The organism is Nocardiopsis sp. EMB25 (assembly GCF_026797795.1).
In the GTDB taxonomy this organism is placed as follows: domain Bacteria; phylum Actinomycetota; class Actinomycetes; order Streptosporangiales; family Streptosporangiaceae; genus Nocardiopsis; species Nocardiopsis lucentensis.
In genome coordinates, this window is sequence record NZ_JAMTDN010000001.1 from 2,637,462 (window position 1) to 2,662,409 (window position 24,948).

Here is a 24,948-nt window from a genome sequence, read left to right on the forward strand (position 1 = left end):
CGCAGGAGCGGGAAGGGCTGGCCGAGGGTGTCCGCGGCGTGGATGACCACGTCCCGGCGGCCCCCGCGGATCAGTCCGCGGTGCCGCCGTCCCGGTGCTCCCGGGTGTGGGCCCCGACGTACATGCCGACGAGCCTGGCGATCACGGTGGTGAGGAAGAGGGTCCCGGTCACGGCCTCGAGGGCCGCCAGGGAGCGCGTCCACGGAGCCACGGCGACGATATCCCCGTAACCCAACGTGGCCAGGGTGACGTAGGAGAAGTACACGAAGCTCTGCCAGGCCATCGGTTCATCGGGGTTCGCGCTGTCGGTGAAACTTCCGGGGACGAGGAGTTCGACCGCGCTGAACCACGTCGCGAACACGCCCCCGATGAGGAGGTAGGCGCTGATGGCGGCGACGATCACGTTCAGGCTGCGCGCCGGGCTGCGCCGGTAGACGAACTTGAGCAGTGAGTAGACGACGCCGGACTGAAAGGCGAAGAGCGTGGAGAACAGCCCGAGCAGCGCCACGCCGCGCAGAGGATCGACGGCGACCCACAGGGCGAAGAACGTCAGTGCCACGCCGACGACCAGGACGGGCAGCACCCGGTCGCGCTGATCCCGCACAACGAGCAGGCCGAAGCCGATCATCCCGACGTAGAGCAGCGTGTACAGGAGGGTCCAGCCCTGCCCCTGCAGCGTCATCGGGTAGCCGAACTGGAGCATCACCACGAAGAGCAGGAACAGGCCGAGGTTCGGACCGCGCTCGTCCACGCTCCCCTCCCCTCCCCGCCGTGCCTGCCGCCCGCCGCCGGCTCCGCCGCCGCACCACGATGATGCGGCAACGGTTCCGGTCACGTCAGCGCGACACCCCGGTGTGGTCGGGGGAGGTCACCCCCGTCGGCCTGGGGCCCGACCGCTGATCTCCTGGGCACGTCGCGGGTCGGCGTTGACCACGCCCGGCCCCGCGTGGAGCGTGGGCATCATCCCCGGCAGCTCCCCGAGCCGGTCCACCCCGCGCGTGCGCATGGTCCCGTCACCGTGCTTGTCGACGTCGGCGACGGTCAGGGCCACCAGGGCCGCCCCGAGCCGAGCATGGGGCACGTCGGGAAGGGCGGCGGACTGATGTCAGAGCCGGGCGTCTGCGACGTGACCACGGCGAGAAAGAGCATGGACCCGGCCTCCAGCCCCGCACCGACCCTCAGGCATCGGAACATGGTCCGCGCGCGCGGTCTCCTTCAGGGACGACGCGGTCCAGATCCGCCACGGCCCTCCCTCTCCCGTCGTCGTCGCGCGCCGGTCAGAGACCGCAGATCTCCCGCGCCCTGCGCAGATCGCCCCGGATACGCTCGACCCCGGCGGACAGATGCGGCAGCTGGACACTGGACTGTTGAAGCTCCCAAGCCCGTCGGGCGCGGCGCGGCGGGGAACCGCACACCACCCTCAGCGCGATGCCGGAGACCACCGCGCCGACCAGGCCGAAGACGCCGATCCAGACCAGGAGGTCCAGGACCCCGTCCGGGGCGAAGTCGAGGGAACCCAGGGCCTCGGCCATGATGAGTCCCGCGCCGACCGGAAGCGCGGAGAAGGCGAACCGGCAGTACCGCGCGGTGGTGTGCAGGCGTGTCTGGAGCGTGACCCTGCTCGCCAGTGCCCCGTGCTTCTCCTGAGCCGCGGCGAACCGCCCCTCCCAGTCGCGCCTCTGCGCCGCCAGGGCCCGCATCGTCGGCAGGGCACCGTAGACCGCGGCCGCGCATCCGGCGTTGACGGGGAGCGGGCTCCCCTCGACCCGGGTCCACAGGATCTCGACCCAGGCCGACAGTTCGCTGTCATCACCGGTGGCGGGGCGCACCATCCGCTCCGGGTGGAGCAGGAAGGTGAGGATGAGCGCGGGGTTGGCCTCGGCCCGGGACGCGTTCCATCCGGCCAGGTGGTCGACGAGCTGGCGGTGGAAGTCGATTCCGGCGCGTTCGGCCTCCTCCAGGTGGTCGGCGAGCTCGCGGAGCCGCCCGGGCTCGTCGGTGCGGTGTGCGTTCATGACACGCAGAACCTCGGGGCGGGCGAGCAGCGCCATCTCGTTGGCCAGGGGCGCACCGGTGAACAGCGGCCGAGGGTCGTTGAACAGGTCGCCGAGCTCGGCCGGCGTGGCTCCCCGGCCGCGAAAGACCGGGGGCAGTTCGGGGCACAGCTGGGCGATGAAGGAGGCGATGGCCAGGTTGGCGTCGTCGACCTGGCGACGGAACAGGGACCGGTCCACCGACGTGTCACCGAGGTCGTCCATGATCCACGCGCCCAGTGCCGCGCGCTCCTGGGGGTCGCTGAACACCCGGACGGCGGCGTTCCAGTTCTGCTGCATGGCGGTGGCGAGGGACCGGGTGTCGGTGAACCGAACGCCGACGAAGTGGTACGGGGGCACACCGTCGCGAAGGGGTGCGTCCGGCGGGTACCGCGCCCCGGTCGTCGGTCCCGTCGCGGGCGGCGGGGCGGTCGGGGCGGCGCGGGTGTAGGCGCGGGTGGGATCGGCCGTCGCGGCCGGGGCGACGCGGGTGGGGTCGATTCCCCCGGAGGGGGCGACGCGGGTCGGGTCCACCGGAACGGGTCGTTCGACACGGGTGGGGTCGACGGTGACGGGTCGCTCGACACGGGTGGCGGTGTCCGCCTCGACGCGCGCGGGCTCGGCGGCCGCGGGGGGCGGGGCCGGCCGGGACCCGTCGGAGGGCACCGCGACCAGCTGGTTGAGCAGGGTGGCGGCGTCCGGGCGACGGGCGGCGTCCTTGTCCAGACAGGTACGGACGATGTCCCGCAGGGCCCCGGTGAGCGCGCCGAGTTCGGGTTCGGCGCTGAGGATGCGGGCGATGCGGGAGGCCTGGGTCGGGCCGGGGAAGGCCTCGTGCCCGGTCGCGGCGTAGACCATCACCGAACCCCACGCGAAGATGTCCACGGCCGAGGTCAAACGCATGCCCTCAAGCTGTTCCGGGGCCATGTACCCGATGGTCCCGATCACCCCGCTGGCCGTCACCGACGTCGACTCCACCGCCTTGGCGATCCCGAAGTCGATCACCCGCGGCCCGTCCGGAGCCAGCATGATGTTCTCCGGCTTCAGGTCCCGATGCACCACACCGGCCGCGTGGATGGCCGCCAGCGCCGTGGCCGTGGAGACCGCCAGGCGGTGCAGTTCCACACCGGTCCGCGGGCCGCCCTGGGCCACCGCGTCCTGGAGTGTGGGGCCGTCGATGTACTCCGTGGCGATCCACGGCTCCTCCGCCTCGGGATCGGCGTCCACGATCGCGGCGATACAGAAACCACTCACCCGCCGCGCCTGCTCCACCTCCGCGGTGAAGCGGCGGCGCATCTCGGCGTCCCCGGCCCAACTGGCGTGCAGCACCTTGACCGCCGCACGGGTCCCGTCACCGGACTCGCCCAGGAACACCTCCCCGAACCCGCCGCGCCCCAACGAGCGCACCAGCCGGAAATCACCGACGACGTGTCCGGCCCGGTTTCGTTCCGATCCCGGCCCGTCCTGGTGCTGGGGGTCGTCCACATCCGCCCCGTTCCTTGGTTGATGGTCACATGGCCCTGGTCTCTCCCCATGACAGGCCCCAGGGAACTATAGCCACGTCACGCAGCCCGGGACGTGGCGGATCACATCGAGTCCGGAACCGGCCACGGAACCCGGTTCGATACGTTATCCGTCCGTCACCGCCCGCGCATGGTCAGCGGTGGTCACCGCGCTGGATCCGCTCGACGAGGTCGTCGGTGAGGGTACCGAAACCGGTGGCCGCCCACACGCTCTCCTCCGCGGGCACCTCGAAGTAGGGCACGGTGCGGTCGCCGTGCTCGACGGGCAGGGCGTTGGGCCGCATCCGGGCGCGCACCGCCTTCGCACACGTCCCGCACAGGGGCACCCGTACGGCACGCCTCGATCCCGTCTGCCGCCAGTCGGTGGGCCTGGTGTCGGTGCCGTGCAGCGGGTTGGCGTAGCAGTGGCGGCGCCGGAGGCCGCCGCGCCCGCGCCGGGCCATGCGCTCCTCGGCCAGGTCCAGCAGTACGAGGACGCCGACGACGTCGGCCAGGGAGCCGCCGTCGAGCCGGTCGTGGATCGCGCGGGCCGCGGCGTGCGCGTCGAGGGCGCCCCTCAGGGCCTCGGCCTCGGCGGCGGACCGGTGCTCCATCGCGCCCAGCCGTTCGCCGAGCTCGACCAACTCCTGGCCGGCCCTCCGCTCCAGCGTCTCCCGGTGCGCCTGGTCGACGTTGTCGAAGGCCGCGTGCTGACGGAGGGCCGGTACCGCGCGCGGCCGGGTCCACAGCAGGTAGCCGCCGCCGAGGAGGAGCAGGACCGCGACACCGCCGACGGCCCACGGCAACCACGCGGTCCCGGCCGCCCGCTCGGCGCCGTCCGCCGCGGCCGTGCCGTCCTCCGGGGCCGGGGGCGCGTCCTGGGAGTCGTCGCCCTGTTCCTCCTCGTACGCGCGCATCTCGCGTTCGTAGACGGCCTCCGGGTCGTTGGAGACCGCGGCGTCCACCGCCACCTCCACGAGTTCGGACAGGGGCGCGTCGTAGTCGGTCGCGTACGACGCCGCCAGGGCGGCGTAGTGGGCGCGGTCGGAGTAGGAGACGGCGCCCGAGGCGTCGAAGTCGCTGCCGCTCAGGCGGGGGCTGTCGAGGACGAGGTAGTGGCCCGCGCCGCCAACGCGGTCGTGGACGGCGGTGGCCAGGTTCCCCGGATCACCGCCCCACGTGTCGCCGTCCACCAACGGCACGAGGATGACGCGGACGGGCAGCCCGCTGTCCTCGATCGTCTCCTCCACCCGCGCGCGGGTCTCCTCGGGGAAGGCGCTGTCGTAGGCGGGGTCGACCACGACGGGAGAGGACTCCAGAGCGGTGGCGATCTCCTGGGCCGGACTGGGCGCGTCGGCCCGCGCGGTCGCGGGCGCGGCCAGGACGAGGCAGAGCCCGAGCGCCGCGAGCGGGGTCGGGCGGATGTCAGGACGCATGGGTCTCCTTCACGAGGGAGTCGGCGTCGAGTCCGCCCTGGGACCCGTAGCGCGTGCGCACCCAGGAGCGGTTCAGGGTCAGGTGCGGTACGCGCCGCCGCCCGTCGCGCACACGCAGGGGGAGGCGGGCCCGGTCCGCGGTCGTCAGGCACGACGCGCACATGGGGAGGCGGCTCTGGGACAGGGCGGTGGCGTCCTCCCCGACGGCGGGGCCGTGCAGGGGGTCGACCATGCACACGGACGCCTCCTGCCCGGAGTCGGATCGGAGCCGCCGCGTGACCCGGCGGGCCAGCACCGTGGCACCCACGAGGTCCAGTTCGTCGGGGTCGCCGTTGAGGACCAGCAGCGCGGTGTCGGCGTCGCGCATGGTATCGGCGGCGTTCGGGTGGTCGGCCGGAGCGGCGTCGACGGCCGCGACCATCCGGGCGGCCGCCCTCCGGGCGATCGGGCGCAGACGGCGGCCGGGCACCGCCCGGACCCGGCGCGTGAGCCAGGCGGCCAGGGCGAGAACGGAGTAGACGAGGGCACCGAAGAGCGGGCCCAGGAAGAACAGCGCCGGCCAGAAGTCCTCGCTGAGGAAGCGGTCCGTGCGCGACTCCGGCGGCTCCTCGTCGGCGCGGTACTCCGCCTCCCGGGGGACGGTGTCCTCGGCGTCCGGGTCCGGGCGCGCACCGTCGAGCCGGCCGAGGACGGTGAGGGTCGGGCCCCGCACCACGTCCTCGCTGTCCGGGTCCCAGGTGAGGCCCGTCAGGTCCCACGTGTCGACGCCGAGGTCGACGCCCAGCGCCGCGATGCCGACCTTCCCGCCGCCGACGTCGGCCACCAGGTAGAGGCCGTCCTCGTCCCTGGTGTGGGCCAGGGCGTGGGCGAGCACCTCCGCGTCCCCTCCGGCCTCGTCGGAGTCCGCCATGAGCACCACGGCGGCGTGGACGGGCACGGATGCCCCGGCGACGGCGTCGGACAGCTCCGCAATGGACGCGCCGTCCACGGGTGCCAGGGGGTCGACGTACACGGGGTCGTCCTCCCACGCCGCGACGACGCGGTCCACGCGCACGGTGGAGGCGACGTAGGGCGGGGCGGCGAGCGGGTCGGCGGCGTCCGCCCGCTCGTCGGGGCTCGCCGGGGGCCGGAGCACGTGGACCGCTCCCGCGCCGACGGTCGCGACGGCGATCACGGCGCACACGGCCAGGAACCGCACGGAGCGGCGCAGGGCCCTTCGGCGGACGGCGACCACCGGCGCGCCCGGTCGGCGGGACGCCGGCACGCGCCGCCCGCCACGCACGGGCGCCTGGGCCTGCGCAAGGCGGTACCCGCGCACGATGACGGCGGTGAGGCCGAGCCCCAGGAACCCGCCCCCGACCATGGCCACCAGGAACCCGGTGTTGGCCGGTCCGTTGTACGACAGGGGGTCCAGCTCCTCGACGAACTCCGCCCAGCCGGACGGCTCCTCCTCCGCCCTCTCCTGTCCGAAGGAGTCCCGCGCCGCGTCCGCGCGGGCGGCGATCTCCGGGTCGAGCAGCAGGTCGACGTAGCCCGCGGCGACGTCCTGGAGGCGCGAGGTGTGGTCGTAGGACTCGTCGCCCATGAGGGCCGTGGTGGCGTCCCCGGTCCTCAGGTCGACGCCGGGCGTGGTGAACGCGCGGACGACCGTGTGCCCGTCGTTCATGTGCACGTACAGGCCGTCCTCGCCCACGCGGTCCTGGAGGGAGGCCAGGAAGGTGTCGCTGCCCAGGTTTCCGGCCAGGTAGGGGGTGACGACCACGTGGTAGGGCGTGTCGAGGCGGTCGAACTCGGCGCGCAGCTCCTCCTCCAGGGCCGCCACGTCGTACTCCCCCGCCAGGAGCTCGCTGACCACGACCTCCCGCCCGTCCGGCTGCTCGGCCAGGAGGTCCGCCAGGTGGGCGGCGGCGGTGTCGGCGGGCGCGGTGTCGGCCCGGGCCGCGGGAGCGGCGCCGGACACCACCGCCACCGCGGCCACCAGGGCGACCAGGGCGAGGAGGAGCGTTCGGGGGGTCGACGTCCTCACGTGGAGGGGATGGGGCATGGGGCGAGCATATCGATTCGGTTCGTCCCCTCGCGCCCGGTGTGAACTGGGCCGTCGAAAGAAGGCGGGGCCGCCACCGTCGGTCGGACGGTGGCGGCCCCGTTGAACCGCGCTGCGCGCCGTGTGGGCGCCGGCGGAGTCCTGGGACTACTTCGCGATGAGCTGGCGCAGCACGTACTGCAGGATGCCGCCGTTGCGGTAGTAGTCGGCCTCACCCGGGGTGTCGATGCGCACCACGGCGTCGAACTCGACGCCGGTGTCGGTGCTGACCTTCACCGTGCTCGGGACGCGGCCCTCGTTGAGCTCGGTCACACCGGTGATGGAGAAGGTCTCCTCGCCGGTCAGGCCGAGGGAGTCGGCGGACTGGCCCTCCGGGAACTGGAGCGGCAGGACGCCCATGCCGATGAGGTTGGAGCGGTGGATGCGCTCGTAGGACTCGGTGATGACCGCGCGCACGCCCAGCAGGCGGGTGCCCTTGGCGGCCCAGTCACGCGAGGAGCCGGAGCCGTACTCCTTGCCGCCCAGGACGACGAGCGGAATGTCCTGCGCCGCGTAGTTCTGCGCGGCGTCGTAGATGAACGAGACCGGCGCCTCGGGCTGGGTGAAGTCGCGGGTGTAGCCGCCCTCGGTGCCCGGCGCGATCTGGTTGCGCAGGCGGATGTTGGCGAACGTGCCCCGGATCATCACCTCGTGGTTGCCGCGGCGGGAACCGTAGGAGTTGAAGTCGCGGCGCTCGACGCCGTGGGACTTGAGGTACTCGGCCGCCGGGGTGCCCGGCTTGATCGCACCGGCCGGGGAGATGTGGTCGGTGGTGACCGAGTCGCCCAGCTTGGCCAGGACGCGGGCACCGGTGATGTCGGTGACCGCGGACGGGGTGGTGGCCATGCCCTCGAAGTACGGGGGCTTGCGGACGTAGGTGGACTCGTCCTCCCACTCGAAGGTGTTGCCGGTCGGCGTGGGCAGCGAGCGCCAGCGCTCGTCACCGGCGAACACGTCCGCGTAGGCGCTCTCGTACATGTCCGAGGCGATCGCGGCGTCCATGACCTCCTGGATCTCCTCGGCGGAGGGCCAGATGTCGGCCAGGTAGACCGGCTTGCCGTCGCTGCCGACGCCCAGGGGCTCGGTGGTGATGTCCACGTCGAGGGACCCGGCCAGCGCGTAGGCGACCACCAGCGGCGGCGAGGCCAGGTAGTTCATCTTCACGTCCGGGTTGATCCGGCCCTCGAAGTTGCGGTTGCCGGACAGGACCGCGGTGACCGCGAGGTCGTTGTCCTGGACCGCCTTGGAGATCTCCTCCGGCAGCGGACCGGAGTTGCCGATGCAGGTGGTGCAGCCGTAGCCGACCAGGTTGAAGCCCAGCTTGTCCAGGTACGGGGTCAGGCCGGAGCGCTCGTAGTAGTCGGTGACGACCTTGGAGCCCGGGGCCATGGAGGTCTTGACCCACGGCTTGCGGGACAGACCCTTCTCCACCGCCTTCTTGGCCAGCAGGGCGGCGCCCAGCATGACCGAGGGGTTGGAGGTGTTGGTGCAGGAGGTGATCGCGGCGATGACGACGGCGCCGTGGTCGACCTCGGTCTCCGTGCCGTCGGCCATGGTGACCTTGACCGGGCGGTGCGGGCGCCCGTTGGCGGTCGTGGCCGGCGCGTCGGAGGCCGGGAAGGACTCTTCGCCCGCCTCGTCGTCGGAGACGTAGTTGTGGACGTCGTGGCGCCAGGTCGGCTTGGCCTCCGACAGGGCGATGCGGTCCTGCGGGCGCTTGGGGCCGGCGATGGACGGGACGACCTCGGCCAGGTCGAGCTCCAGGTACTCGGAGTACTCGGGCTCCACGGCCGGGTCGTGCCAGAAACCGTTGGCCTTGGCGTAGGCCTCGGTCAGGGCGACCTGCTGCTCGGAGCGGCCGGTCAGGCGCATGTAGCGGATGGTCTCGTCGTCGACCGGGAAGATCGCGGCGGTGGAGCCGAACTCCGGGCTCATGTTGCCGATGGTGGCGCGGTTGGCCAGCGGCACCGAGGAGACGCCCTCGCCGTAGAACTCGACGAACTTGCCGACCACACCGTGCTCGCGGAGCTTCTCGGTGATGGTGAGCACCAGGTCGGTCGCGGTGGTGCCGGGCTTGAGCTGACCGGAGAGCTTGAAGCCGACCACGCGCGGGATGAGCATGGAGATCGGCTGGCCGAGCATGGCGGCCTCGGCCTCGATACCGCCGACGCCCCAGCCCAGGATGCCCAGGCCGTTCTGCATCGTGGTGTGCGAGTCGGTGCCGACGCAGGTGTCGGGGTAGGCCTGGCCGTTCCGGCTCATGGTGACGCGCGCCAGGTGCTCGATGTTGGCCTGGTGCACGATGCCGGTGCCGGGCGGGACGACCTTGAACTCGTCGAAGGCGGTCTGGCCCCAACGCAGGAACTTGTAGCGCTCGTAGTTGCGCTCGTACTCGATCTCGACGTTGCGCTCGAAGGCGTCCGGGCGGCCGAAGAGATCGACGACGACGGAGTGGTCGATGACCAGCTCGGCCGGGGCGAGCGGGTTGATCTTGTCCGGGTCGCCGCCCAGGTCGCGCACGGCCTCGCGCATGGTGGCGAGGTCGACGACGCAGGGGACGCCGGTGAAGTCCTGCATGATCACCCGCGCGGGGGTGAACTGGATCTCCTGGCTGGGCTGGGCCTTGGCGTCCCACTCGCCCAGCGCGCGGATGTGGTCGGCGGTGACGTTGGCACCGTCCTCGGTGCGCAGGAGGTTCTCCAGCAGCACCTTCAGGCTGTAGGGAAGCCGGTTGGCGCCCTGGACGGCGTCCAACCGGAAGATCTCGTACGACTCGTCGCCTACACGCAACGTGTCACGGGCGCCGAAGCTGTTCGCGGACACGGTGTCTGCCTCCTGATCTCGCCACTGATGTCCCCGGCATCCTGCCCGATGGGCGGGTGCGGGTCCTACTGAGGCCGCCCTCACCGGATTCCGGGGCCTCGGAGAGCCACGGGGCTGCCCTCCGCCGCCACCGGCATCCTCAGGTCCACGCTGACCTGCGGCGACACCACTCGCCGCCGACCAGGCGGTCCGTTGACCGCGGGCGTCCACGATGTTTGGGGCCGGGCGCCGACAAGCGGTCACGTTCACACGCCCGAACCGGGAGCGGGCCGGGGGGAGTCCCGCTGTTATCTTGACGTCAAGGTATCCAACTTGTATCTCGATATCAAGTTATCGGGCGGTGGTCCGGCCCCCGCGGCCACCCCCCCGGGAAGGCGTCCGCCCTCAGTCGAGCTGCGGGACGACCTTGTCAGCCACCAGTTCCAGGTGGTCCAGGTCGGACATGTCCAGCACCTGGAGGTAGACGCGCTCGGCCCCGGCCTCCCCGAAGGCGCCGAGGCGGTCCACGAGCTCGTCCGGGGTGCCCGCCAGGCCGTTGCCACGCAGCTCGGGAACCTCACGGCCGATCCGCTCGGCACGCCGGGCGACCTCCGCCGCGTCGCGGCCCACGCACAGGACCTGCGCCGCCGAGTAGACCATGGGTGCGCTCCTTCCGGAGGCGCGCACCGCCGCCCGGGTGCGTTCGAAGGCCGCCGAGGTGTCCTCCAACGAGGCGAACGGCACGTTGTACTCGTCGGCGAACTTGGCGGCCAGCCGCGGGGTGCGCTTGGGACCGGTTCCGCCGATCAGCACGGGCGGGTGCGGTGCCTGCTCCGGTTTGGGCAGGGCGGGGCCCTCCGCCAGGCGGTAGTGCTTGCCCTCGTAGCGGAAGGTCTCCCCGACGGGGGTGGACCACAGGCCGGTGATGATGTCCAGCTGCTCCTCGTAGCGGTCGAAGCGCTCGCGGGCCGCGGCGGGGAAGGGGATCCCGTAGGCCGCGTGCTCCTCCTCGTACCAGCCCGCACCGAAACCGAAGTCGACCCGTCCGCCGCTCATCCGGTCGACCTGGGCGACGGAGATGGCCAGGGGCCCGGGGTAGCGGAAGGTCGCGGCGGTCATCAGCGTGCCGAGCCGGATACGGGAGGTCTCCCGCGCCAGTCCCGCCAGCGTGATCCAGGCGTCGGTCGGCCCGGGCAGCCCGCTGACGTGGTCCCCCATGTGCAGATAGTGGTCGGAGCGATAGACGGCGTCGAAGCCCAGCTCCTCCGCCGCGCGGGCGACGGCGAGCTGGTCCTCGTAGGTGGCCCCCTGTTGGGGCTCAAGGAAGATCCTCAGGCGCATACGCCCCATTTTCTCCCACGGCCGCGGGCGCGCGGACAACCGGCGCGCGGATACCGTCGAAAAGGCCTGCCCAGCGGCCCCGCCCCCATGAACCGATCACCTCCGCCGTCCCGATAGCCCCACCGTGAAGCTGTTCCGCCGCACGCGCCGCCGCGTGCCCCCCTATGGTCCCGAGAGCTCCGACCCGGAGTTGCTCGCCGCCGTCGCCGCCGGGGAATCCGACGCCCTGGAGATCCTGCACCGCAGACACGCGCCCTGGCTGCGCGCCCGCCTGCGCTACCGGTGTTCGGACTCGGACCAGCTCGACGCCGCCCTTCAGGAGACCTTCCTGGCGGTGTGGCGCAACGCCGGATCCTTCACCCCGCGCCCGGGCGACACCGATGCCGGAGCGTGGCTGTGGACCATCGCGATCCGCCAGTTGATCTCCCAACTGCGCAAACGGTCCAACCGCTGGATCGCCGACAGCGATCCCGAACCCTACGAGACCATCGGCGACGCCTCCGCTGAGGACACGGTCCTGCTCAACATCGAGCACGGCCCCCTGGGCGCCGCCCTGCACTCCCTCTCCCCTGAGCTGCGCGCCGCCATCCAGGCCACCGTGCTGGACGGGCTCACCGTACGGGAGGCGGCACAGATACTCCAGATCCCCGAAGGAACCGTGAAGACACGGGTGATGCGCGCCAAGGCGCGCCTGCGGGAGGCCCTGACATGACCTGGCACCTGACCCCTGCCCAAGTACACGCGTACGCGTCCCACGCCGTCGACGACGTCACGGCGATGTCCGTGGAGGCACACCTGATGCACTGCGCACCCTGCCGAACCCTCGTCCCCGCCGACGAGGAGTGGATCGACCGCGCCTGGGCCGACCTGCGCGACGTCGTCGACCGGCCGCGACCGCACCCGGTCGAACGCCTGCTGCGCGCCCTCGGGCTGCGCGACGGTACGGTCAAGCTGTTGGCCGCCACCCCGAAGCTGTACCGGGCGTGGCTGGTGTCCACGGTGCTCGTCCTGGTCTGTGCCCTGTTCGCCGCGTACGCGCTGCCGAAGGGATCACTGGTGTTCTTCCTCACCGCGCCGGTCATCCCCCTGGCGGGGGTCGCGCTCGCCTACGGACGCGGGGTGGACCCGGCGCACACCCTGACCTCGATCACGCCGATGGCCGGGCAGCGGCTACTGTTCCTGCGGACGTGCGCGGTACTGGTACCCGCCGTGGCGTTGTGCACCCTGGCCGCGTTGATGATGCCCGCACCCACCACCCCGTGGACGGCGGTCTTCTGGCTCCTGCCCTCGCTGACCCTGGTCGCCGGTTCGCTCGTCCTGTGCCGGTGGGTCCACCTGAGCCTGGCCAGCGGTGCCGTGGGGCTCCTGTGGCTGGTGTCCCTGGCCGTGCTCGGCTCCGGCGACCACCTCGCCCCGCTGGCGGCGGTCGCGCCGCACACCCAGCCCTGGTGGGCGGCGGCGCTGGCCGCCCTGACCGGCATGCTCCTGTTCCGTCTCCGTGTGAGGACCACGTGACCGACCCGACCGCTCCCGCCGTCCACGCGCGCGGTGTGACACGCCGCTACGGCAGCCGCACGGCGCTGGACGCCGTCGACCTCGACCTGGGACCGGGGGTGACCGGTCTGCTGGGCCGCAACGGAGCCGGCAAGACCACCCTGTTGCGGTGCCTGGCCACCGATCTGGAGGCCAGCCGGGGCGAACTGCGGCTGCTGGGCCGCGACCCCGGCCGCGCCCCCGAGCGAACCGAGATCCGGCGCCGCCTGGGGTACCTGCCGCAGAACCCCGAGTTCTACCCGCACTTCACCGCGTTCGGCCTGGTGGACTACGTGGCGGTCCTCAAGGAGATGGGCGGGCGCCGCGAACGCCACGACGAGGTGCGGCGCAACCTGGACCGGGTGGGTCTGTACGACCGCCGCCACAGCCGGGTGCGCCGCCTGTCCGGCGGGATGCGGCAGCGACTGGGGCTGGCCTGCGCCCTCCTCGGCGACCCCGAACTGCTGCTGCTGGACGAGCCCACCATCGGTCTGGACCCGGAACAGCGGATCCGCTTCCGCGACCTGGTCTCGGAGCTGGCGACCCGCAGCACCGTCGTCCTGTCCACCCACCAGATCGAGGACGTGGCGGCGCTGTGCCGCCGTGTCGTCTGCCTGGACCGGGGGCGTGTGGTCTTCGACGGCACGCCGGGCGACCTGGTGGAACGGGCGAAGGGCCGGGTCTGGGTACAGCGCGAACGCCCTCGGAGGGGAGTGACCACCTGGCGGCTGGCGGACGGCCGCCACCGCGTGCTCACCCCCGACGGGACGGAACCGTCGGGCGCGGACGGCGAGCGTGTCGAGGTCGATCCCACCCTGGAGGACGCCTACCTCCTGCTCACCGGTGTGGAACAGGGCGCCCGGTGAGGCGCGCCGTCGCCGTGACGCGGCTGACCGCCCTCAACGCCACGCGGATCGCGGCCAACCCGCTGCTGTACGTGGGGCTGGGAGCCACCGCGCTGTTCGCCCGCCACGCCCTGGGGCTCTTCCCCTACACCACCGCTCTGGACGTGCAGAACTCGATGGAGACGGCGGGGATCTTCGTCGCGGCCGTGATGTTCGTGGTGACGACCTTCCCCGCGGTCCGCGAGGCGCGTTACTCGCGGGTGTTCGTCGCCCCCGTGAGCCGGACCGAACGGCTGTGGTCCCTGCTGGCCGCGGCCGCCCTGGTGACCCTGGTCTCCCAGGCGGGCGTGGCCGCGGCCTGCCACTGGTTCGCCGACGGCCCCACGCACGGAACGGTGAGCCCGTACGCCCGCGCCGCGCCCTTCGTCCTCGCCCTGTGCGGCCCCACCGCCTCGGTCGCGGTGGCGGCGTGGACCCGCTCCTACGCCCAGCTGATCATCCCCGTGGTGCTCGTCCCGGCCTACTACCTGTACATGGGTACGGCGCTGAGCTCGATCGGTCCGCAGGTGGTCCACCGGGTGGAGAACCTGGCCCTCATCACGCTGGATCCGTTCGAGACCAGGTCGCCCCAGATCACGGTGCTCTCCCTCCTCTACCTCGTCTACCTCCTGCTGGTGTTCGGGGCGCTCGTCTCGGTCGCGCTGGCGGCGCGCCCGCGGCGGGGCCCGGCACGGGGCGCCGCGATCGGGGCGGCCGCCGTGTTCCTCTCCGGAGCGGTGGCCGCCCCCGCGTACGCCAACACCGCCTACGGGTGGGAGCACCGCTTCCCGGACGACGCCCTGTACGGCGGGGAGGACACCGAGTGCCAGGTCAGGGAGGGGATCACCTACTGCCCGCTGCCGGGGTTCGAACCGTGGGTGGACAGCTGGCACGAGGCGCTCAGCGCCCCCGTGGAAGTGCTGCCGGAGCGGGCCCGGGACGGACTCCCGGTGGTCTGGCAGGACGGTGGGGGCTTCACCCGCGCGACGGACTTCCCCCAGGAGCGCGGCATCAGGGTGTTCGTGTTCGGCGGCCCCGAGGACGCCTTCCTTCGGCTCGACCTGCGAAACCAGGTGTCCCAGTCGGCCTTCGGGCTGCGTGCGGAGTTCGAGGGCCCGTGCTGGGCCACGGGACAGGCCCGTCTCCCCCTCATGTACTGGCTGACGACGGTCGGCGCCGAGACCGTGACCGGGGGCGATGACCCGGTCCGGCAGACCGGCTACCACCTCGCCTCCTTCGGCCCCTCGGCGACCGACCTGGAGGTGGCTCGCGCCTTGGAGGAGACGCCCTCCGCACGGGTCGCGAAGATCCTGGCCGAACACTGGGAGGTGCTCACCGCACCGGAGACGCCCACGACCGACCTCGCGGAGCTGATCGGCCTCCCGCTCACCACGGACGCGAACCGGGTGGCCACCGCGACCGACTGGCACGAGCGCTACCCCCGATACGCCTTCGACCCGGAGTACGACCTCCCGATGGAGTCCGCGCCCACCTGCGCGTGACGGCGCCCCCTGTCGAGCCGGCCCCCGGGACGCCGCCGGTAGGTGACCCAGGTGACGGCGGCGCACAGGAGGTAGAAGGCGCAGAAGAGGACGAAGGCCGGGACGGCCGAGTCCATCCTGCCGAAGGACTCCCGCAGCGCGAGGTTGACCGCCACCCCGCCCAGGGCGCCGACCGCGCCGATCAGCCCGAGCAGGGTCGCCGAGGTCCGGTTGGTCTCAGCGCGCGCCCGCTCGGGGGAACGGCCCGCCGCCATCAGGTCCTGGGCCCGGGCCGCGTAGACGGCGGGGATCATCTTGTAGGTCGACCCGTTGCAGAGCCCGGTGAGGGCGAACAGCACGGCGAACACGGCGGTGAACAGCCCCACGTCAGACCAGGCCAGAGTCGGCACGACCAGGACTCCGGCCAGGGCCATCCCGAGAAAGGCGAGGATCGTGACGCGGGCTCCGCCGAGCCGGTCCGCGAGCCATCCGCCGAGCGGGCGGACCAGGGAGCCGACGGCCGGGCCGAGGAAGGCGATCGAGGCGGCCTCCAGGGGTTCTCGGCCGAACTCGCTCTGAAGCAGGACCCCGAACGCGAAACCGAAGCCGATGAACGAGCCGAAGGTGCCGACGTAGAGCAGCGAGAGGATCCAGAAGTGGCGTTCCCGCAGCGCGCGCACCTGGTCCCGGACCCGTGCGCGCGCGGGTGCCAGGTTGTCCATGAACCGCCATGCCACCCAGACCCCCAGCAGCAGCAACGGCAGGAAGAGGAGCGGCAGGGAGCGCCCGGCGTGGACGCCCAGGACGGCGAGTACGGCCAGACCGAGGAACTGCACCGTGGCCACACCGATGTTGCCGCCCCCGGCGTTCAGCCCAAGGGCGAGGCCCTTGTGGTGTTCGGGCCAGAAGTGATTGATGTTGGCCATGGAGGAGGAGAAGTTCCCTCCTCCCAACCCCGCCGTCGCCGCCAGGGCGAGCAGGACGGGGTAGGGCGTCTCGGGGCGGGAGACGAGGACGGCCGCAACCACGGTGGGCACCACGAGTAACGACACCGAGACCACGGTCCACGTGCGCCCGCCCACCAGGCCCGTGGCCAGCGTGTAGGGCACCCGGAGCACGGCGCCCGACAGCGCCACGGCCGAGAGCAGGAGGAACTTCTGCTCGGCGGTGAGCGAGAACCCGGCCTGGGGTGTCATGAACAAGACGAGTACCGACCACAGGCTCCACACGCAAAAGCCCAGGTGTTCGGTGAAGATCGAGGACCACAGGTTCCGGCTGGCCACGGACAGACCGGTCCGTTCCCAGAAGGCGGAGTCCTCGGGGTCCCAGCGGTCGATCCAGCGCGGACGGCGGTCGCGTACTTCGCGGTTCACGGGGGTTCCTCTCGCGGGGGTGCGGACGCCGCCGACGCTAGAAAGGCGCCGTTGCCCGGAGACTGCCCGTCGGTGACACCCCCGCTACGGGCCACTCACCCGTGCGCGGTCCCGTGGTGAGTTCGGACACCCGTCTGTAGTCGGGACATTCCGGTCAGCCCGGGGCTGGTTAGGATGGCATCCGTGAACACTCACCGGCACCGCGTGCTTCCCCCTCCGTGCGCCTGAACGGGCGCACGGACCGAGCCTGACCCACCCGACGTCCCCTGCTCGAGGGCCGGGACGTCCCTCGTCGCGCGCCCGTCGCCGATCCCCGATCCATCGACGACGGAGAGTTCACGACCGTGCCGAACCACACCACCCTGCCCGCGCGGCGCCGCATGGCCCGCGGCCCCCTGCCCGTCCTGGGCGCCGCCGTCCTGTGGGGCACCACGGGCACCGCGAGCTCCCTGGCCCCGGACGGCGCCCACGCCGCGGCCATCGGGGCGGCGGGGCTGACCCTGGGCGGTCTCCTGCTGTTCCTGACCGGGCGCGGGTCGCTGGCCCTGGTCCGCGCCACCGACACCCGCACCCGGTGGGTACTCGCCCTGGGCGCCCTCGCGGTCGCCGGATACCCGCTGTCCTTCTACCCCGCGGTCGACCAGGCCGGGGTCGCGGTCGCGACCGTGATCACGCTGGGCAGCGCACCGGTGTTCTCCGGGCTGCTGGCCTGGTGGACCGAACGGGTGCGCCCCACCCGCCGCTGGTCGGCGGCCACCGTGGCCGCCGTGGCCGGATGCGCGGTCCTCGTGTTCGGGTCCGAGGCCGCAGGAGACGGCGCAAACGCCGCGGGCGTGTTCCTGGCCCTGACCGCGGGGGCCTCCTACGCGCTGTACGCGGTCATCGCCGGGGCGCTGATCCGGCGAGGCCACCCGTCCGGCGCGGTGATGGGCGCGCTGTTCGCCGGTGGCGGGCTGGTCACGCTCCCGGTCCTGTTGTCGGCCGACACCGCGTGGCTGGCCACGGCCGGCGGCGCGCTGGTCGCCCTGCACCTGGCGGTGCTCACCGTGTTCGTCGCCTACCGGTTGTTCGGGATGGGACTGCGGCACACCCCGGCGTCGGTGGCCACGACCCTGACGCTGGCCGAGCCCGCCGTCGCCGCCCTGCTGGGCGTGGTCGTGGTCGGCGAACGCCTGTCCGCGGCCTCCTGGGCGGGGATGGCGGTGCTCGCGCTGGGGCTGGTGATCCTGCGGGCGCCCGAACGGCGGCGTTAGGGGCCGTCCGGGCCCGGGGGACGCGCCCCGGGCCCGGACGGCCGCGCGCGGTGGCGGCGCACCGGATCGGTAGGCTCGCGCGCATGGGTGAGGCGTGGGACGCGGTCGCGTGGTCGGAACTGGAGCACAACCACGGGTCCGCGGAGGACGTGCCGGACCTCCTACGGCGGTGCGCGGCCCCGGACCCGGACGACGCCGACGAGGCGGCGTTCGACCTGTTCGACCACCTGTTCCACCAGGGCGGGTGGATCTGCCCCGCCGCCTCGGCCGCGCTGCCGTTCGTGGTGCGCCTGGCGGCCTCGCCGCACGTCCCGGCGCGGGACACCCTGATGGAACTGGTCGCCCGACTGGTGTCGGAGTCACGCCTGGTGGAGGAGGGGTTCCTCGATCCCGCCTGGCCCGCCGCGTGGGAGAGGGCCCTGCCGAAGGTGCTGGACCTGCTCCGGGATCGGCGACCACGCATCCGGCGGGCGGCGGCCGAGGTGGTCAGGGAGTGCGCCGACCCCGGCGAGGCCGTACTGGAACCGCTGCTGCGCTGTTGGGAAGCGGAGACCGACCCCGTCACCCGCCTCGACCTGCTCCTCGCCCTGGGCGCGGCGGCGCACCGGGAGCCGGTCGGTGAGCACGGCGGGCGGGTGCTGGCCCTGTTGGACGGATTGCTCGACGCACCGGACCCCCAGTCCCGGCTGGCGGCCGTCCACGCGCTCGCGCCCGGGGACCCCGATCTGCCCACCCGGAAGCTGGAACAGGTCCTGACGGCACTGCGGGATTCCAGCGTCGGGATGTGGCGGCACACCACGCTCGAGTGCGGTGCGCGCGGTCTCCAGCTCCTGACGGCGGGTCTGCTGACCCCGCCGTCCACCGCCTACGCGCTGGGGCTGCTCGCCGACCACCCCGACGAGGAGCAGCGGGTCGGCGGTCTGGCCCACGCCGCCGAGGTCCTCGGGGAGTGGCGCTCCCCAGTACCCGACCTGCTGCCCGCGATCGCCGCGCGACTGGACGACCCGACCCCCGAGGTCCGGTACCGGTCCGTCGAACTCCTGGCCTGCCTGGGCACGGCCGCCGCCCCGTACGCCGACCGGATCGCCGCCCTGCTCGACGACCACGCGGTCCGGGGCACACGGGTGGGGCAGACCGTGGGCGAGGCGGCCCTGTGGGCGCTGGCCCGCCTGAACGACCCGCGCTGCACGCCCAGACTCGTCGACTCCCTGCACGCCGAGCGGTCGGGGTTCTCCCGGGCCTTCGACCACTACCCCGCCTCGCCCCACACGGCCGTCCTGCCCGCCCTCCCGGAGGTGCTGGCCCGGCTCCCGGAGCACGTCGACGCGCTGCTGCCCGCCGTACGCGAGCTGCTGCTGTCCAGCTCCGACCAGCAGAAACGCGCCTCGTTCTGCGAGACGCTCGACGTGTGGGGCGCGGCGTCCGCTCCGGCCCTGCCGGAAGTCCTCGACCTGCTGGCCGATGGCGATGAATGGGCCGTGCGAGCGGCGGCGTCGGCCGTGGCCGCCACGGGAACGGCGGCCCGGGACGCCGCCGAGGCGCTGCTGGCCAGGGCCTTCGACGACGACCTCGGCGGAACGCACGCCGCTTGGGCCCACTGGCGGGTCACCGGCGACCCGGACCCCGCGCTGCGGGCACTGGCCTCCGCCGTCGCCCGCGACCACCCCCACCCGGCTCTGCGCCTCCTGGCCGAACTCGGCCCCCTGGCCTCCGGGTTCGCCGACTCCTGCGTGTCCCTCGCCGTGTCCGGCGCGCCACCGTCGGACTGGACCCGGGTGGAGGCGGCGCACGCCCTGTGGCGGATCACCGGCGACCCCGAGCGCGCCCTTCCAGTCCTCCTCGGAGCCGTCGGGGAGCTGCCCCGGGGGCGGTACCTCCCGGTCCACCTCACGGCGGTGCGGTACCTGGCTCGGATGGGTCCGGCGGCCCGTCCGGCCGCCGACCTCCTGCGCTGTCTTCCGGACATCGACCGACGCCTGCGCTACTTCGGCGCCTGGCGCGGTTTCATCGAGGACGAGGAGATCCGCGCCGCCGTGCGGGACCTGCGTGCCGCCGTCCACGGCGGGGGGCCATCCGGTTGAAGCCTCAGAGTGCCCCGCCCCACCACGAAGCGCCAGGTGGAGGGGCCAAGGCCCGCCCTACTCCGCCTCGCGGTGGCGGCGCGCCTTGCGCACCGGTTCCAGGACCGCCAGGCACTCGACGTGGTGGGTCATCGGGAAGGCGTCGAAGGCTCGTAGATCCACCAGCGCGTACCCGGCCCGGTCGAACTCGGCCAGGTCCCGCGCGAGCGTGGCGGGGTCGCACGACACGTACGCGACCGCGCGCGGCCGGGTGCCCGCGATCAGGCGCACGACCTCAGCGCCGGCCCCGGTGCGCGGCGGGTCCAGGGCGACCACGTCCGCCCGCACGTCCGCCCACTCCCGCAGCTGGGCGGCCACGTCGCCCTGCTCGATCCGGGCCTGCTCCAGACCCTTGAGGTTGTACCGGGCGTCGCGCACGGCCTCGGCGCCGCTCTCCACTCCCATCGTCCGCCCCTGCGGGCCCACGGCCTCGGCGAGCGGCCGGGTGAACAACCCGGCACCGCAGTACAGGTCCAGGGCGGTCTCCCCGAGCTTGGGCGCCAGGGCGTCCATGACCGCGGTGGTCAGCGTCTCCCCCGCAGCCGGGTGCACCTGCCAGAAACCGCCCGCGCTGACCCGGTACTCGTGTCCCCCGACGGTCTCCCGCACCCCGCGGCGCCCGCGCACGGCCTGGACCCTGCCCCCCTTGAAGCGCCGCAGGACGGCACTGGAGGCCTTGAGTTCGGGCAGGGGACCCAGCTTCGCGCGGGTCGGGGTCACGACGACGGCGCGGTCGGCGCAGGTCGCGGAGGCCACCGCCTCCACGTCCCGGACGTCCTTCCAGACGGCGTCGGTCACCCCCAGTTCGGTCACGCCGGGGTGGGCGATCAGGCACTCGTCCACCGGCTCGATGTCGTGGGAGCGGTGGCGGCGCAGACCGGGACGACCGTCCCGGTCGACGGCGAACCGGACGCGGGTGCGCCAGCCCAGGCCGTCAGGGTGTCCGGGCAGTTCCTCGACCGTGATCTGGCGGTCGATCCCGGCGATGCGGTGCAGCTGGTCGGCGACGACCTTGGCCTTGATCCGGCGCTGGGCCTCCAAAGAGGCGTGCTGCCAGTCACAGCCGCCGCACTTCCCGGGGCCGGCGAACGGGCACGGCGCCTCGACCCGGTCCGGGGAGGCGGTCAGGACCTCGACGGCCTCGCCTCGCAGGAAACGCGAGGTCTGCTCGGTGACGCGTACCCGGACGCGCTCACCGGGCAGGGCGTGGCGGACGAACACCACCTGGTCGTGGTGGCGCCCCACGCACCACCCGCCGTGCGCGACGTCGTCGACGGTGAGTTCGAGCTCGGTGCCCACACGGGTCATCAGGGAGTCCTCGGAGAGTGTCTGGGGTTCGGGTCACGGGTGACCCTGCGCGCACAGCCACCAACCGCACCCAATCTAGCCGACCTGAGCGGCCGCCCGGACGGCTCCGACCTCGCGCGCCGGTTGACCGGGGCGGTCGCGCGTGTCGGTGCGATCTGTGCCAAGGTGTGACCGTGGGCGCACGACGCCCACCGGGTCGAACGGCGATCTCGACGGGAGTACGGGCGAGGTGCACATCGTGATCATGGGGTGTGGACGCGTGGGTTCCACCCTCGCGCACACACTGGTGGACCTGGGGCACACGGTCGCGGTGATCGACCAGGACCCCGAGGCGTTCCGGCGGTTGCGCGGCACGGTGGCCAAGCACGCCGTCCGCGGCGTCGGACACGACCGCGAGGTCCTGCTCGCGGCGGGAATCGAGAACGCCGGGGCGTTCGCCGCCGTCAGCAACGGTGACAACTCCAACATCATCGCCGCCCGGGTGGCGCGTGAGACCTACGGCGTCGAGCACGTGGTGGCGCGCATCTACGACCCGCGCCGTGCTGAGGTCTACCAGCGCCTGGGTATCCCGACCGTGGGGACGGTGCGGTGGACCGCCGACACCATCCTGCGCCGGATGGTCCCCGGCGACGAACGGCTGGCGGCCGGCCCCGAGTGGCACGACGCCTCCGGCACCCTGGCCATGAACGAGATGACGCTCCCCCGCGGCTGGGCCGGGCGCCGGGTGGCCGACCTGGAGTCACGGGCTCCGGTGCGGGTCGTCTACCTGACTCGGGACGGTGGGATCCTGCTCGCGCGTTCCGACGAGGTCCTGGCCGAGGGCGACGTCCTGCACGTGGTCGCGCGTGGCCGCGACCTGGACGCGCTGCGGTTCGACAACGGCGACGAGACGGGACACGAGTGAGATGCGGATCGCCATCGCGGGAGCGGGCAGCGTGGGCCGCTCCATCGCCAACGAACTGGCCGCCAGCGGCCATGACGTCCTGCTGATCGACCGGGACACCCGGGCGATCGGGGTCGACGACCTTCCCCAGGTGGAGTGGCTGCTCGCCGACGCCTGCGAGCTGGCCAGCCTGGAGGACGCCCGGTTGGGCGACGCCGACGTGGTGATCGCCGCCAGCAGCGACGACAAGGTCAACCTCGTGGTGTCGTTGCTGGCCAAGACCGAGTTCGGGGTGGACCGGACGATCGCCCGGATCAACGAGCCCGACAACGAGTGGCTGTTCAACGAGTCGTGGGGGGTGGACCTGGCGGTCTCCCCGCCCCGGCTCATCGCCGACCTGGTGGAGGGCGTCACCGACGAGGAGCTGGCCGAGGAGGGTGCGCTTCCTCCGCTGCCCGGCGCGGAGATCGCCGAGTCGGTGCTGCACGCCGAGAGCCCCTTCGTGGGCGGGCCCGAGAGCGTCCTCAGCGCCGGCCTCCCCGAAGGTGTGGCCCTGGTGGCGGTCGTCGGCCCGGGAGGCGTGCGCCCGCCGGACGCCGAACGGACGCTGTCGGTGGGCAACACCGTCGTCTTCCTGGCCGAACCGGAGGCGCTGGGCCCCCTGGAGGAACTGCTCGGCCGCGTCGACGCCACGGCCCCCGGCGAGGACGCCTGACCGCGCGGCCGGCGCGGCTCAGCGGTCGTCGTCGCCCGCGGCGCCCTCGGCGGTGTCCCCGGTCCCGCCCTCTCCGGACCGTGCCGGGGCGTCGTCGCCCAGGGGGGTGCGGCCGCGCGCGAGCAGCCACACCATGGCCGCGAAGGCGGCGACCTGGAGCGGCCAGCCCATCGCGATCTTGGACAGGCCGAGCAGGGCGAAGGTGTCGGCGACGTCGAGGTCGTTCAGCAGCCACAGCGGGTACTGCACGAGCACGCGGATGACGCAGGGCAGCACCAGCAGCCACGTGAGTCTGGAGGCGAGCCGGACCACGGCCGGGTTGGCCCGCCAGGAGGTGAAGTCCTCCTTGTTGCCGATGAACGGCCCGATCATCAAGCCGATCGCGGGCCAGCGCACCAGCACCGACAGGGTCAGCACCACCGCGTAGACGGCGTTGTAGATGATGCCCGGGAGGAACGCGTCGGCGGCCTCGCCGCTGCGCATCGCGAAGATCGCCGCGATGCCGATCCCGAACAGGCTCGTGACGACGTACTGCACGGATGAGCGCTGGAACAGCCGCACCGCGCCCAGCACCAGGGCGGCGACCACACCCGCGATGATCGACTGGCGCAGGTCGGACAGCACGATGTAGGACACGGTGAAGGTCAGGGTGGGCACGGCCGCCTCGACCATGCCGCGCTTGCCCCCCAGCGCCTTGGCCAGCTGCGAGCGCACGAGCGCCTCGACGGTGTCCTCGGTGACCCTGGGCGTGTCCGCCCCGTCGCCGTTCCCGGTCGGCCGGGCGCTCTCCTGCGAGGCCCGCTGCTGCTCAGTCATCCCGCTCCCGGGGTCGGTGCTCGTCGTGTCCGGTCGGAGCCGCCCGCGCTCGGGTCCGGCGTCACCCGTCCAGCCTAGTCGACACCGCGCCGGGGCCCCTGGGCGAACAACGGACACGGCCGGAACCGCGCGCTCCCGACGCCCCCTCCCATCCCGGTTCGTCCGCCCTTGACCTGTGCCCGGTGTCACACATGGCGATCGTCGTACGAAGTCCGTACGCTGGCGCCGTCGTCCACGTCGTGAGGAGCCCCCATGCGGTTGTCCGTCCCGCCGAGACCCGACCACCTGGAGTTCGCCGCAGCCCTGGACCGGATTCTGGCCGCTCCGGACGACTCCCACGTGTGGTCACCCCACTCGGTGGGAATGGCGCTCGGCCTCCTGGCCACGGCCGCGGTGGGCCGGACCCGGGACGAGTTGGAGGGGTTGCTCGGTGAGGAGGTGGCGACCCACCTGGACGTCCTGGACGAGGCCGTGGCGACCGCGACCGGCCTGGACCTGGCCACCCTCAACGGCCTGTACGTGCCCGACGACCTGCGGATACGTCCCGAGTTCGCGGACCGGACGCGCGAACGTCCCGGTGCCGAGGTGGAGAAGGCCGACTTCGCCCACGATCCGGAGGCGGTGCGCCAGCGGGTCAACGGCCGCGTGTCGGAGGTGACCCGGGGCCTGATCCCCGAACTACTGCCCCCGGGCGCGATCTCCGCCGCCGTGCGCATGCTCCTGGTCAACGCCCTGTGGGTGCGGATGGTGTGGACGGAGCCCTTCGAGGCACACGCCACGCGCCCCCGCGTCTTCCACGCCCCGCACGGCGGCCGCGAGGTCCCCACCATGCACTGCCGGAGGGACATGCCCTACGCCGAGGCGGCGGGGTGGCGCATGGTCGGGTTGGCGGGTGAGCACGGCCTGACCCTGGACGTGCTGCTGCCCGACGACCCCGCGTCCGCGCCGCCCGGGCCGGACGCGGCGGCGCTGGCCGACCTGTACCGGGCACGCCGCTTCCGCGAGGTGCGGCTGGCCCTGCCCCGGTTCTCGGTGGAGACCGACACCCCCCTCCTCGATCCCCTGGCCGAACTGGGCGTCACCGAGCTCGCCACCGCCGGCGCCCGGTTCGACGGGATCAGCCCGGAGCCGCTCAGGGTGGACAGGATCCTGCACCAGTCGGTGTTGCGGGTCGACGAGAAGGGCGCCGAGGGCGCCGCGGCCACCGCCGTGATGATGCTGAGGTCGACGGTGGTCACTCCCGAGCCGATCCCGTTCACCGTGGACCGGCCGTTCGTGTTCGTCCTGCGGCGGGGCGAGGCGATCCTCTTCCTGGGCCGCGTCACCGACCCCGCCGACCCCGGCCCCGCCACCTGACCGTCCCACCCCGACCCGCGAAGGACGAG

Annotated in this window: 19 protein-coding genes; 9 read left to right on the top strand and 10 right to left on the bottom strand. The window is 73.0% G+C overall.

Features of this window, described 5'->3' with window-relative positions; translation table 11 throughout:
• Positions 1-70: 70 nt before the first annotated feature.
• From KIK06_RS11300 to KIK06_RS11330, 7 genes are all read right to left on the bottom strand, one after another.
• Positions 71-751, bottom strand: coding sequence for a potassium channel family protein (locus KIK06_RS11300; RefSeq protein ID WP_017598309.1), 681 nt, complete (start codon positions 749-751; stop codon positions 71-73).
• A 117-nt stretch (positions 752-868) separates the two neighbouring features.
• Positions 869-1,081, bottom strand: coding sequence for a hypothetical protein (locus tag KIK06_RS11305; protein WP_268643129.1), 213 nt, complete (start codon positions 1,079-1,081; stop codon positions 869-871).
• Between the two features lie 196 nt (positions 1,082-1,277).
• The gene (locus tag KIK06_RS11310) at positions 1,278-3,518 is read right to left on the bottom strand and encodes a serine/threonine protein kinase (RefSeq protein ID WP_268643130.1); all 2,241 of its coding nucleotides are present in this window, start codon (positions 3,516-3,518) and stop codon (positions 1,278-1,280) included.
• 172 nt (positions 3,519-3,690) lie between these two features.
• Positions 3,691-4,971, bottom strand: coding sequence for a hypothetical protein (locus KIK06_RS11315; RefSeq protein ID WP_268643131.1), 1,281 nt, complete (start codon positions 4,969-4,971; stop codon positions 3,691-3,693).
• Positions 4,961-7,015: a hypothetical protein gene (locus tag KIK06_RS11320; protein ID WP_268643132.1), complete on the bottom strand. Its 2,055-nt coding sequence runs from the start codon at positions 7,013-7,015 to the stop codon at positions 4,961-4,963. The genes KIK06_RS11315 and KIK06_RS11320 overlap by 11 nt, the downstream gene beginning before the upstream one ends.
• A 147-nt stretch (positions 7,016-7,162) precedes the next feature.
• Positions 7,163-9,877 (bottom strand): aconitate hydratase AcnA, encoded by a 2,715-nt coding sequence (acnA, locus tag KIK06_RS11325; RefSeq protein ID WP_017598314.1) that lies wholly within the window; start codon positions 9,875-9,877, stop codon positions 7,163-7,165.
• Positions 9,878-10,261: 384 nt separating this feature from the next.
• On the bottom strand, positions 10,262-11,197 hold the full coding sequence (locus KIK06_RS11330) for an LLM class F420-dependent oxidoreductase (protein ID WP_017598315.1): 936 nt from the start codon (positions 11,195-11,197) through the stop codon (positions 10,262-10,264).
• 124 nt (positions 11,198-11,321) lie between these two features.
• On the opposite strand from KIK06_RS11330, the gene KIK06_RS11335 reads away from it, so the two are divergent.
• The 4 genes from KIK06_RS11335 to KIK06_RS11350 are packed head-to-tail and all read left to right on the top strand — an operon-like array spanning position 11,322 to position 15,116.
• Positions 11,322-11,909 carry an RNA polymerase sigma factor gene (locus KIK06_RS11335; protein ID WP_017598316.1) on the top strand — a complete coding sequence of 196 codons (588 nt, stop codon included), beginning with the start codon at positions 11,322-11,324 and terminating at the stop codon, positions 11,907-11,909.
• Positions 11,906-12,712: a zf-HC2 domain-containing protein gene (locus KIK06_RS11340; RefSeq protein WP_268643133.1), complete on the top strand. Its 807-nt coding sequence runs from the start codon at positions 11,906-11,908 to the stop codon at positions 12,710-12,712. The genes KIK06_RS11335 and KIK06_RS11340 overlap by 4 nt, the downstream gene beginning before the upstream one ends.
• Positions 12,709-13,596 (top strand): ATP-binding cassette domain-containing protein, encoded by an 888-nt coding sequence (locus KIK06_RS11345; RefSeq protein ID WP_268643134.1) that lies wholly within the window; start codon positions 12,709-12,711, stop codon positions 13,594-13,596. Before KIK06_RS11340 ends, KIK06_RS11345 begins: the two co-directional genes overlap by 4 nt.
• Positions 13,593-15,116, top strand: a complete 1,524-nt coding sequence (locus KIK06_RS11350; RefSeq protein ID WP_268643135.1) for a hypothetical protein — start codon at positions 13,593-13,595, stop codon at positions 15,114-15,116. The genes KIK06_RS11345 and KIK06_RS11350 overlap by 4 nt, the downstream gene beginning before the upstream one ends.
• Here the strand turns inward: KIK06_RS11350 and KIK06_RS11355 are convergent.
• Complete coding sequence (locus tag KIK06_RS11355; protein WP_268643136.1) at positions 15,050-16,468, bottom strand: MFS transporter; 1,419 nt, start codon at positions 16,466-16,468, stop codon at positions 15,050-15,052. The two genes, KIK06_RS11350 and KIK06_RS11355, sit on opposite strands and share 67 nt — an antisense overlap.
• Before the next feature lie 344 nt (positions 16,469-16,812).
• Between KIK06_RS11355 and KIK06_RS11360 the strand changes: the two genes are divergently transcribed.
• On the top strand, positions 16,813-17,721 hold the full coding sequence (locus KIK06_RS11360; protein ID WP_442789762.1) for a DMT family transporter: 909 nt from the start codon (positions 16,813-16,815) through the stop codon (positions 17,719-17,721).
• Positions 17,722-17,804: 83 nt separating this feature from the next.
• The gene (locus KIK06_RS11365) at positions 17,805-19,802 is read left to right on the top strand and encodes a HEAT repeat domain-containing protein (RefSeq protein WP_268643137.1); all 1,998 of its coding nucleotides are present in this window, start codon (positions 17,805-17,807) and stop codon (positions 19,800-19,802) included.
• Positions 19,803-19,859: 57 nt separating this feature from the next.
• Here KIK06_RS11365 and KIK06_RS11370 read toward each other — a convergent pair whose 3' ends face one another.
• Positions 19,860-21,149, bottom strand: coding sequence for a class I SAM-dependent RNA methyltransferase (locus KIK06_RS11370; RefSeq protein ID WP_268643138.1), 1,290 nt, complete (start codon positions 21,147-21,149; stop codon positions 19,860-19,862).
• 229 nt (positions 21,150-21,378) lie between these two features.
• On the opposite strand from KIK06_RS11370, the gene KIK06_RS11375 reads away from it, so the two are divergent.
• On the top strand, positions 21,379-22,053 hold the full coding sequence (locus KIK06_RS11375) for a potassium channel family protein (protein ID WP_268643139.1): 675 nt from the start codon (positions 21,379-21,381) through the stop codon (positions 22,051-22,053).
• 1 nt (position 22,054) lies between these two features.
• Positions 22,055-22,747 carry a potassium channel family protein gene (locus KIK06_RS11380; protein ID WP_017598325.1) on the top strand — a complete coding sequence of 231 codons (693 nt, stop codon included), beginning with the start codon at positions 22,055-22,057 and terminating at the stop codon, positions 22,745-22,747.
• Between the two features lie 18 nt (positions 22,748-22,765).
• On the opposite strand, the gene KIK06_RS11385 is transcribed toward KIK06_RS11380, so the two are convergent.
• Positions 22,766-23,563 carry a DUF3159 domain-containing protein gene (locus KIK06_RS11385; protein ID WP_017598326.1) on the bottom strand — a complete coding sequence of 266 codons (798 nt, stop codon included), beginning with the start codon at positions 23,561-23,563 and terminating at the stop codon, positions 22,766-22,768.
• A gap of 252 nt (positions 23,564-23,815) precedes the next feature.
• Between KIK06_RS11385 and KIK06_RS11390 the strand changes: the two genes are divergently transcribed.
• Positions 23,816-24,919 carry a serpin family protein gene (locus KIK06_RS11390; protein WP_268643140.1) on the top strand — a complete coding sequence of 368 codons (1,104 nt, stop codon included), beginning with the start codon at positions 23,816-23,818 and terminating at the stop codon, positions 24,917-24,919.
• Positions 24,920-24,948: the final 29 nt, after the last annotated feature.